Raw genomic sequence first — 9,855 nt, forward strand, 5'->3', positions numbered from 1 at the left:
TTGGAACAGCCTGTTTTCGCCGCAGTTTGTTTCCAAAAGAGGCAGAGCAACTCCTTGAACAGAATTTTGCGCTGCCTCGTTTTAGCTCCCGTGCAGGAGCCGAAAAACTTCTCTTACAGTTTAGGCATGTGGTGTAATGAAAGGTTTGCATATTCAATATTATAACGAACATATGTTTGTATATCAAGCGGGATTTGTAAAAAAATAATAGCCACCTGAAAAGGCGGCTATTATCCATTATGTGGAGGCGGTGGGACAGCTACCCTAACGTTTCCGAAAGGACCGGACTATGTCTTCAACCGCAGAGTATTTATGCGGTTGCAAGGCGTATAGTAAGAGCCATAGATTACCGGTAATTTATGATACCGACAGGACTCCTACATAAGTCTCTACAGGGCACTTTTAAACTAAAAACCTAGTTTCTAGAGAGTACCCCTCGGCGTTGCCATACTCGTCAGAGTTTAGGTTTCACCGATGTAAGCCTTGTTTTCCATGTAGCGTTACCGCTACAGGCGACTCCATTTCTGAATCGAACCCACGTCCTAAAGCATCTCCACAGAAGCATCTACGAGCGTATCCTGCGCTTAAAGGTTCGCTTGCGGCGTCCCCACAGGCGGGGTAAGCCGGTTGCTAGCCCATGAAATTTTCCTTAAACCCTTATGGGTGTCCGGGTAAGGTAAGCCCACTGCAATGACGCCGCTCTAGAGTCGTGGGCGCACTCTAGTTTGGCGAGCTGCAATTAAGCAGCTAAAGCGTATTCGCTTGTATTGTTGACGTTTATATTTTCCAGATAGTTTTACGAGTTGTCTGAGCTCGGCTCGCTTCTCCTGCCGAAACAAAACCTCAGTCGAAACCTGTCGCCCCCATATGTAGATGTCAAAGTGCATTATTGCCGCGTGATATCAACTCGATTTTTTTGATGTAATGCGCGGTGGATTTGATATCCTGAAGAATAAGTATAGAGAATCCGGCGTCTCTTGTAAATGAGCATTCGCCTTTATGCGCGGCCCTGGGTGCGCTTGCTTACTAGCCTTTTTGACGTTCGCGCAGAGCGCGTTCTACCTCGCGTTTTGCAGTACGCTCGGCGATGTCTTTGCGCTTATCGAACAGTTGCTTGCCCTTGGCGAGACCGATCTCTATCTTGGCCCTACCGCGACCGTTAAAGTAGACCTTAAGAGGAACCAGGGTGTAACCCTTCTCCCTCGTCTTGCCGATTAGCCGCTGAATTTCTTTCTTATGCAGCAGTAGCTTGCGCGGCCTTTCGGGATCGGGTTGGGTGAATCTATCCGCATGGCTGTACGGGCTTACGTGCATGTTAAATACCCAAAGCTCGCTGTCCTCAACGCGTGCATAACTATCCCGCAGATTGAGCCTGCCGGCCCGAAGCGACTTCACTTCGGCCCCCTTAAGCTCGATCCCGGCTTCGTACTTCTCGTCTATGTAAAAATCATGAAATGCTTTTCTGTTTGTTGCTACAACCTTTTCCGTCCTCATAATATGACAATTATATCACGATTATGTGACGGCTATATCACGCTACACCGCTACAATATCGCCGACTAATCTCTACCCAACCAGGACAAAATCGATTCTGCGCTCGCCGATGACAACGTTGGTCACCTGGACCGTGACGGTTTGGCCGATCTGGAACATGCGCCCGGTCCGTTGCCCGATAAGGGTAAACGTGCTTTCATCATAGGTATAGTAGTCACCCTTAAGACCCCTGACATGGACGAGACCCTCGGCCGTATTTGGAAGCTGAACAAAGAACCCGTATCCGGAAACGCCGGTAATGGTTCCATCGAATACCTCCCCCACGTGCTCCTTCATGAGTTCGCAAAGCTTGACGTCAACAGATTGGCGCCCGGCGTCGTCGGCCTCGCGCTCCATAAAGGAGCTTTGCTCGCAGATGTCGTTGAGGTTATCGACCATGTTAACGATACCCGGCTCGGAGAGGTCCTGGTCGATCGTTGCCTTAACCAACCGGTGAACGATCAAGTCCGGATATCTCCTGATGGGTGATGTAAAGTGGGTATAGTGCTGGGACGCCAAGCCGAAATGGAGCGTGCTTGACGGCGTATAGACCGCGCGCTTCATAGCTCTCAGCAGCAGGTTGTTTATTAAAAGTTTTTCGGGTCGATCGTGGGCATACGATATAATTTGCTGGATGACCCGGGGGTGGGCGCCTTTTAGTTTGCGCACGGGGTAATGCAGGTTCTCGATAAGTTCCTCGATTTGCACCAGCGCCTCTTCGTTTGGCTTGTCGTGGACTCGATAGACCATAGGCGTATCTTGCCAGTACATAAAGCCGGCGACCGTCTCGTTGGTTACGATCATGGCTTCCTCGATTATCTTTGTCGCAGCGGTCCGCTCGCGGATGATGACGTCAACGGGCTTAAGGTTTTCATCTAAGATTACCTTTGGCTCAATCGTTTCGAAATCAAGGCTGCCCCGTTTAAGGCGCTTCTTCTCAAGAATATCGCTTAAGTCGCGCATATTTACCAGCAGGTCGCGTACATCGGGGTCGGGATAGTCTCCCGTCTTAAACGCGAGATCCACCTGCTCGTAGGTCAGGCGGAAGTCGCTGTTTATGACACCTCTGTGTATCTCAAAGTCGATAACCTCGCCCTGCTCGTCGATCACCATTTCCACAGAGAGGGTCAACCTGTCGACGTTGGGGTTGAGGCTGCAGATGTTGTTCGAGAGTTTATGCGGGAGCATCGGTAGAACCCTGTCGGCAAGATACACGCTGGTCGCCCGCGCAAACGCATCTTCGTCGAGCGGACTGCCGATATGGACGTAATGTGAAACATCGGCGATGTGGACACCCAGGTGAAAATGACCGCCACCTTCATCGCGATGTATACTTACCGCATCGTCGAAATCTTTGGCATCCAACCCATCTATGGTAACCGTAAACACATCGCGATAATCCTTGCGTGCGGCAACCTCCGAAGCGGCAACCTCCGAAGGGACCGCCTCGGCTTCCGCCATTGCCGCGCCGGAGAACTCGGTGCTTAAGTTGTGCTCCTTTACGATGACGTCGATCTCAATAGTCGGGGACGTCTCATCCCCGATTATCTCGGTCACCAACCCCCGGCCTTCCTTCTTGCCGTCGGGGTATTCAAAGATTTTTGCGACTACCATATCGCCGTCTTTTGCGCCCATGGCATCGTTTCTGTTAACCATGACCCGATAAAAGATGCGCTTATCGGATGGCACGATAAGACTTATCGTGCCATGTGCCTCATAGCGCCCCACAACGCGGTCGTTGGCCCGCTCGATGACCCGCACGATTTCGCCCTCGCTGCGCGGTCCCTGACGCGTGCGCTTGCGACTCACTTTTACCGCGACTTTGTCCTTGTGCATGGCCCCGTTCATTTTACTTCCCGGGACGAAGATATCCCCTATCGCGGTGCGCACAAACCCGTAGCCGGCTTTATTTGCCATGAGGTCGCCGATGACCATGTCGAGCTGGCCGGGTAAAGCATACTTTTCCCTCTTTGTCCTTACCACTTTGCCCTCGGATTCCAAAATATCGAGGGCCTTTTTTATCTCGAGCTTATCAATCCCGGGCAATTCCAAGAATTCCGCAAGACCGTCGATATCCTGGGGAACGTATCCCCTTTTACTCATCACCTTGATAATTTGCTTTGTTAACTGCATATCCATCGCTCCAAATCGCTCAACTTTACCCATCTCTATCTTAGTTCTATCTTGGTTTTGTTATTGTTTTACTCTATTCTACCAGTTATGTGGGTTAGTATTTACGTCTTCCCATATCTGTTATAATATGAGCAAATAACCTACAAAACCCTGGAGGTTTTATTTTATGCAAAATTTCAACCGTGAAACACTTGCTCCATGTATCGTTAACGAGGGTATCCTGATTAACAGGAAGGACATGTTGCGTGCCCTCGAGACGCTTGAGAGCGTGAAATACGCGTATATCGTCGATGGCAACGTAATTAGCCAAGGTGAGGGTGTTGTCGTTAAAATCTTTTCAAGCCCCGAGACCTCTACCCTGGTCGTTAACGGCTGCCTGTTTTTAAATATCCTTAGCTTTAATTATTTACATTTTTACATGCAAGATAACGGGTTAACCACAATAGAGCTTGTTGAAGACTCAAAAACATTGCAACTTATCCCTATCGAAGAGGATGCCCGCAGGATCAACAAGGTCAACCGTGAGATTTTCTCAACCGGCCGCTACGATGAGGAAGCCCCCGCCGAGCTCTTCGACGAAATGGACGACGATGACCGGTTTTAACTAGGATGCCAGTTTCAGTTTCCTTTTGCCTGAAATAACGTCATTCATTACTTCGATGGCTTTCTGCAGCTGGTTGTCCTTCGGGTTTTTATGATCGAACTTCACAACAACGTCCGGCTTGATTCCTTTTTTCTGGATCATGCGGCCCTTTGGCGTGAGGTACTTATCCGTTGTCAACAGGATAGTAGAACCATCCTCGAGCTTGATAACGGTCTGGACGCAAGCCTTGCCGAATGATGTTTCACCGACGATAACCGCGCGTCCGTAATCCTGCAGGGCGCCCGAGAGAATCTCCGATGCGCTCGCACTACCCTTATTTATAAGGACTACGATGGGCATCTTTGCATCGGCGCCGCCTTCCGCATTCTTGGAATCAATGTCGCCGTTTCTGTTCTGGATTTTAACAACCGGGCCTGATGGTATCCACAAACTTGCGGTCGATACCGCCTCGGTTAGAATTCCGCCCGGGTTATGCCTCAGGTCGAGGATGAGTCCCTTTACTCCCTGGGATTTCAAGCTGTTATAATGCTTTTTGATATCGGCGGTTGTCGACTCATTGAACTGGTAGAGCCTTATATAACCGATATTTCCATTAAGTTTCTTTTCTACAACGTTCGGGATGGTGATTTGCTCACGGGTGAGCTTAAATACCAGCAGGTCTTTTGCGCCCTCGCGTCGCATGGTAAGGGTTACCTGGGTGCCACGCTTGCCCCTGATTAGCTTTACGGCTTTATCTGAACCCATGTCTTTTGTCGACTGCTTGCCGATTTTAACGATGACATCGTTTAACTTTACGCCGGCCTTTTCGGCTGGTGCTCCCTCCATCGGCGCTACGACCAGGCCATTGCGGCTCTTATCTTCGCTAAGCATAAGACCGACGCCGTCAAAGTGCCCGCTCATCTCTTCTTCAAACGCAGAAGTGTGCTTCGCGTCAAGATAATGCGTGTAGGGGTCGTCAAGCGCTTTGAGCATACCCTCTACGGCGCCGTTTATAAGTTTGCGGTCGGAAACCGGCTCAACGTATGCGTGGTCGATAATCTGGAGAACTTCTTGGACTTTCTGGGCTGAGGGCAGCTCTTGCGCATACTTTTCCGCACGCTGTTGCTCTAAAACCTTACCTAGAAACATGCCCCCCGTAAAAGCAGAGAAAACAACTAAAACAAGCAGAACTAAACCGGCTACGACCAGGATTTTCCTATCCAAATGTTACACCTCATTTAAGCTATGGCTTCTGATTCAGTATAAGCAAAAATAGTGATTACTGCTATAGCTAATAGTAGATTTGTGAGGTTACCGTGTTACTTGCTTTCTTAGTACCAATTCATGGGGTTTTGCGGATCGCCGTTTTTTCGCACTTCAAAGTGCAGATGCGGCCCGGTTGAGAGGCCGGTTGAGCCGACCTTTGCAATAGTCTCGCCCTTGTTCACACTATCGCCCTCCGAAACCAGTATCTGTGAGAGGTGGCCGTAGAGCGTGCTTATTCCATCGCCGTGGCTTATAATAACCGTCTGCCCGTAGCCTTTTACCCATCCCGCCTGGATAACGGTACCATCCTGGGCGGCAACTACGCTCTGGCCGTAAGGAGCGCCGATATCAACACCGGTATGCATCCGCATGGTATGAAGAATCGGGTGCATCCGCATGCCGAACGGTGATGTCATAGAACCATCGGTAGGCCAAGCAAACCCCGATGATGAGCCGCCGGCCTCCGATGAAGTGTTACTTCCCCGCCCGCGGCCCAGGCTTTTCTCAAGCTGCCTGATCCTCGATGCCAAAGCCGAGGACTCATCCAAAAGCTGATCTTCAGCCAGCTCATAGGCAGACCGATTTGCTTTGATCTGGTTGAGCAGAGCTTGTTTTTTGTTGATCTCGTTCTGCAGGTTGTTTTTCTGCACAAGCTTGGCATTGGTCAACGCACGGTAATTTTGCTCGACACCCACCAGCTCGATGCGCTGCGAGTTTACGGCGGCTTTGTCTTGCTCTACTTGCTGCTTCTTCTCCTGGATCTCGGCTTTGGTTTGCTCGATACGCTTGACGATATCGATATCCTGCGCAACGATGTACTCGAGGAAACGCACACGGTTAAGCAGGCTCATAAAATCGCTGGAGTTGAGAATAACGTCGATGAAGCCCGCGTTGCCGCGCTTGTAAATATTCTGAATGCGGGCATTTAGCGTCCCCTTCTGGTCGGAAAGTTTCGCCTCGGTGAAATCAAGCTCCTGCTGGGTTCTTATTAACTGCCCCTGGAGGGCGGCCAACTGGCGTTCTGTCCCCGCACGCTTGAGACTTGCTTTTTGCAGCTCCGCATCAAGCCGATCGTATTCTTTCTGAACCGCCATAACAGTGCCATCGATCGACTCTATTTGCCCGACAAGTTGGACTTCCTGGTTTTTGGCTTGCTGAATCTTTTGCCTGGTCTGGCTAAGCGTGGATTTAACGGTACCGAGTTGGTTACGCTTGGTGGACAATTCCGAAGAGAAGGCAGAACTAACCAGGGAGCTTAGGGCGAGAACGACGATTAATGCTATTATTTTTTGCCGCAGCGTAGTGGTTAAGTTCATGGTTCTACCTTACACCTAGTTAACCATTGCCAGTATAACAAGTCAACCCAGAGCTAGCATCCTAAATATATCCGAAACAACCATACTTCAATCACTGCTTTATATCGGCGCAATAATATGCCGCTTTAAACCATATGCCGCTTTACATCGTATTTCATTAACTGTTGATTTAAACGTTCGTTAAACCCGCAAGAAACGCCGTAAGGCAAGGGCGCTCCCAGCCGCGCCGATCATGATGCCGGCGACGATCAGGCCAAATATGAGCTGGTAAAAGTCCTGTGAACTAAAACCTAGCGGTAGAAATTTCAGGACGTCTTTTATCTTATCGATGATACTAACCTGAATAAGGTAAAGCAGTATGATCGCTATAAGGGCACCGATCAGACCCTGTATGATTCCTTCAAACAAGAACGGCCACCTGATGAACCAATTCGACGCACCGACAAGGCGCATAATCGCTACCTCCTTGCGTCTTGCGTAAATCGCAAGACGAATAGCGTTCGATATTAAAACCAGCGATGCGAAAGCCAAAAGACCTGCAAAGCTCACGCCAAACCAGCGCGCCATCTTGGTGAACGCGAAGAGTTTCTCGACGGTTTTACGGTCGTGCCTGATTTCGTCAATCTCCGAGCGGCCTTTTAGTCTTGCAACTACATCTTCGGCCTTCTGAGGGTTCTTAAGGGATAATTCAAGGGATTCCGGAAGCGGGTTGCCTTCAATCATTTTAAGCATATCCGTATCTTTAAATTGTTGTTTGAGGCGCTCTAAGGCCTGTTCTTTTGATACATAGGTCACTTTCTTTACCTCGCCCCAGGACATGATCTCGGATTGCAGCGCCTCGACCGATTCCGCGGGAACGCCTTCGTTTAAAAAGACGACCACTTCAACTTTTTGCTCGGTCATCTTCATCCAGTTATTCACCGTAAAGGCGACCAGCATGAAAAAGCCGACAACAAGCAGAGACAGGGCCACTGTGGTGATGGCGGCCATATTTATAGCCCAGTTCTTCTTAAGGCTGTTAAATGATTCCTTCAAAAAATAGAAAGGACGATACGACATACCTGTTACCCCTTTATTTACTCCTCGTACCCATATACACCGCGCTGCTGGTCTCTGATCATGGTTCCTTCTTCAAGGGCGAGAACACGCTTCCTCATGCTGTCGACCATCTCACGGTCGTGCGTTGCGACCAGGATGGTTGTTCCCGTTCGGTTGATCTTGTTGAGCAGCGACATAATATCGCTTGAGTTACCCGGATCCAGGTTTCCGGTCGGCTCGTCGGCCAGGATAATCGCCGGACGATTTACAAACGCCCTGGCAATCGAGACCCTCTGCTGCTCGCCGCCGGACAACTCATCCGGGTAACTGCTTGCTTTGTCTTCGAGACCGACCAGCCGCAAAACCTCGGGCACCTGCGATTTGATCACGCGAATCGGCTTTCCTATTACCTCGAGTGCAAACGCAATGTTTTCCGCCGATGTCTTGTTTGGTAGAAGCTTGTAATCTTGAAAAACACACCCGATGTTTCTTCGCAGCTGAGAGACGCGCCAGCGGCGCATGTTTACGATATCGTGGTTGGCGACAAAAATCTCGCCCCTTGTCGGGACAAGTTCCCGCAGAAGCAAGCGTATGAATGTGGACTTACCGCAGCCTGATGGCCCGACCAGGAACACGAACTCGCCCCGGTCGATATCCACGTTGATGTCCTTTAATGCGGGACGTCGTGCTCCCTTATATACCATCGAAACGTTCTTCATTTTAATCACGGATTAATCACTCCCAAAATCGGTATCCTACTAGAAAGCCGGGCATAAATCAAAGGTTAACGGTAGTTCGCCTGTTGTCCGTGCAGGTATTACTTGCTGACGAGACCTTGTACCGCTTGGGAGATGTCTTCGCTGGTCAATCCATAATATTTGAGCAGCTCGGCGGGTTCGCCGGAGCGGCCAAATAAGTCCTTTATGCCCACGTTTGCCATCGGTACCGGATATGTATCGCTAAGGAGCTCTGCTACTGCGCTCCCCAGACCTCCAATAATACTATGTTCTTCTGCTACAACCACTTTTCCTGTTTTCTGTGCGGATTTTATTAAGGTTTCTTTATCAAGGGGCTTAATCGTTGAGACATTGATAACTTCCGCGCTGATCCCCTGCTGTTCAAGGGCCTCGGCGGCCTCAAGGCTGCTCGCGACCATAATGCCGGTCGCAAAGACGGATACATCGGTGCCTTCTTTGAGCATGACCGCCTGGCCGGGGACGAACTCGTACGACTCGTCAAACAACATGGGAACCGTAGCCCTACCGAGACGGATGAAAACCGGCCCATCGATTTGTGCGGCTTTTTTAATCGCCTTTTTTGCCTCGTAGAAATCAGCGGGAACAATCACCGTCATGCCGGGGATAACCCGCATGAGGGCGATGTCTTCTATCGTCTGATGCGAACCGCCGTCTGCGCCGACCGTTATGCCGGCGTGCGTCGGACATATTTTCACATTTAATTTAGGGTATGAGACCGTATTGCGAATTTGTTCAAAGGCGCGCCCCGTCGCAAACATGGCAAAAGAGCCCGTATAGCAAATCTTCCCGGTCGTGGCCAGGCCGGCCGCCATCGCCATCATATTCTGCTCGGCTACACCGCAATCAAAAAACCGCTCGGGAAATTCCTTCTTAAATTTCATGGTCGTGGTAGATTTGGCAAGGTCCGCCTCAAGCACAACCAGGTTTGAAAACTCATGCCCCAGCTCGACCAGGGCCTCACCGTACGCTTCGCGTGTTGCTCTTTTCTCCGACATTTTATTTCCTTTTTTAATAGCTAAGAAGCTCTCAGCATTCAGCTGTCAGCTAAAACCTTCTTCTATAGGTACGCTTTATCTAAGCTTAGACGCTTTTACTTCTAATAATGCTTACTGCTCTCTAGATTCTTCACTTCGCTATCGCTTCGTTCAGAATGACATCTAGCGGACCCTCATTCTAGACCCTGCTCTCTAGATTCTTCACTTCGCCCCTGCTCTCTAGATTCTTCACT

At 49.9% G+C, this 9,855-nt stretch carries 8 protein-coding genes and 1 other RNA gene; 1 reads left to right on the forward strand and 8 read right to left on the reverse strand.

The features are described from left to right. Nucleotides 1-525: 525 nt before the first annotated feature. From ssrA to rnr, 3 genes are all read right to left on the reverse strand, one after another. Nucleotides 526-858, reverse strand: a transfer-messenger RNA (tmRNA) gene (ssrA, locus tag COY37_RS10860). 168 nt (nucleotides 859-1,026) lie between these two features. After that, nucleotides 1,027-1,494 carry an SsrA-binding protein SmpB gene (smpB, locus tag COY37_RS10865; RefSeq protein ID WP_286677553.1) on the reverse strand — a complete coding sequence of 156 codons (468 nt, stop codon included), beginning with the start codon at nucleotides 1,492-1,494 and terminating at the stop codon, nucleotides 1,027-1,029. A 72-nt stretch (nucleotides 1,495-1,566) separates the two neighbouring features. Continuing rightward, entirely contained in the window at nucleotides 1,567-3,666 is a 2,100-nt protein-coding gene (gene rnr / locus COY37_RS10870) for a ribonuclease R (RefSeq protein ID WP_286977569.1), read from the reverse strand. A 166-nt stretch (nucleotides 3,667-3,832) separates the two neighbouring features. On the opposite strand from rnr, the gene COY37_RS10875 reads away from it, so the two are divergent. Then, complete coding sequence (locus tag COY37_RS10875; RefSeq protein WP_286677551.1) at nucleotides 3,833-4,270, forward strand: hypothetical protein; 438 nt, start codon at nucleotides 3,833-3,835, stop codon at nucleotides 4,268-4,270. Here the strand turns inward: COY37_RS10875 and COY37_RS10880 are convergent, their stop codons facing one another. The 5 genes from COY37_RS10880 to COY37_RS10900 all read right to left on the reverse strand — a co-directional run bounded on the left by COY37_RS10880 (nucleotide 4,271) and on the right by COY37_RS10900 (nucleotide 9,622). Continuing rightward, the gene (locus tag COY37_RS10880; RefSeq protein ID WP_286677550.1) at nucleotides 4,271-5,473 is read right to left on the reverse strand and encodes a S41 family peptidase; all 1,203 of its coding nucleotides are present in this window, start codon (nucleotides 5,471-5,473) and stop codon (nucleotides 4,271-4,273) included. It lies immediately after the preceding gene. A 107-nt stretch (nucleotides 5,474-5,580) separates the two neighbouring features. After that, nucleotides 5,581-6,831 (reverse strand): murein hydrolase activator EnvC family protein, encoded by a 1,251-nt coding sequence (locus COY37_RS10885; protein WP_286677549.1) that lies wholly within the window; start codon nucleotides 6,829-6,831, stop codon nucleotides 5,581-5,583. 180 nt (nucleotides 6,832-7,011) lie between these two features. Beyond that, nucleotides 7,012-7,890, reverse strand: coding sequence for a permease-like cell division protein FtsX (gene ftsX / locus COY37_RS10890; RefSeq protein WP_286977570.1), 879 nt, complete (start codon nucleotides 7,888-7,890; stop codon nucleotides 7,012-7,014). A gap of 17 nt (nucleotides 7,891-7,907) precedes the next feature. Then, nucleotides 7,908-8,597, reverse strand: coding sequence for a cell division ATP-binding protein FtsE (gene ftsE / locus COY37_RS10895; protein WP_353682407.1), 690 nt, complete (start codon nucleotides 8,595-8,597; stop codon nucleotides 7,908-7,910). A gap of 89 nt (nucleotides 8,598-8,686) precedes the next feature. Then, nucleotides 8,687-9,622 carry a transketolase family protein gene (locus tag COY37_RS10900; protein ID WP_286677547.1) on the reverse strand — a complete coding sequence of 312 codons (936 nt, stop codon included), beginning with the start codon at nucleotides 9,620-9,622 and terminating at the stop codon, nucleotides 8,687-8,689. Nucleotides 9,623-9,855: the final 233 nt, after the last annotated feature.

This window comes from Candidatus Aquicultor secundus (assembly GCF_002791875.1).
Lineage (GTDB): Bacteria > Actinomycetota > Aquicultoria > Aquicultorales > Aquicultoraceae > Aquicultor_A > Aquicultor_A secundus.

Bases quoted from the DNA above. Each gene is read 5' to 3' on its own strand.
- COY37_RS10885 (WP_286677549.1), bottom strand. From the start codon at position 6,831: ATGAACTTAACCACTACGCTGCGGCAAAAAATAATAGCATTAATCGTC.
- COY37_RS10900 (WP_286677547.1), bottom strand. From the start codon at position 9,622: ATGTCGGAGAAAAGAGCAACACGCGAAGCGTACGGTGAGGCCCTGGTC.
- smpB (WP_286677553.1), bottom strand. From the start codon at position 1,494: ATGAGGACGGAAAAGGTTGTAGCAACAAACAGAAAAGCATTTCATGAT.
- COY37_RS10875 (WP_286677551.1), top strand. From the start codon at position 3,833: ATGCAAAATTTCAACCGTGAAACACTTGCTCCATGTATCGTTAACGAG.
- ftsX (WP_286977570.1), bottom strand. From the start codon at position 7,890: ATGTCGTATCGTCCTTTCTATTTTTTGAAGGAATCATTTAACAGCCTT.
- rnr (WP_286977569.1), bottom strand. From the start codon at position 3,666: ATGCAGTTAACAAAGCAAATTATCAAGGTGATGAGTAAAAGGGGATAC.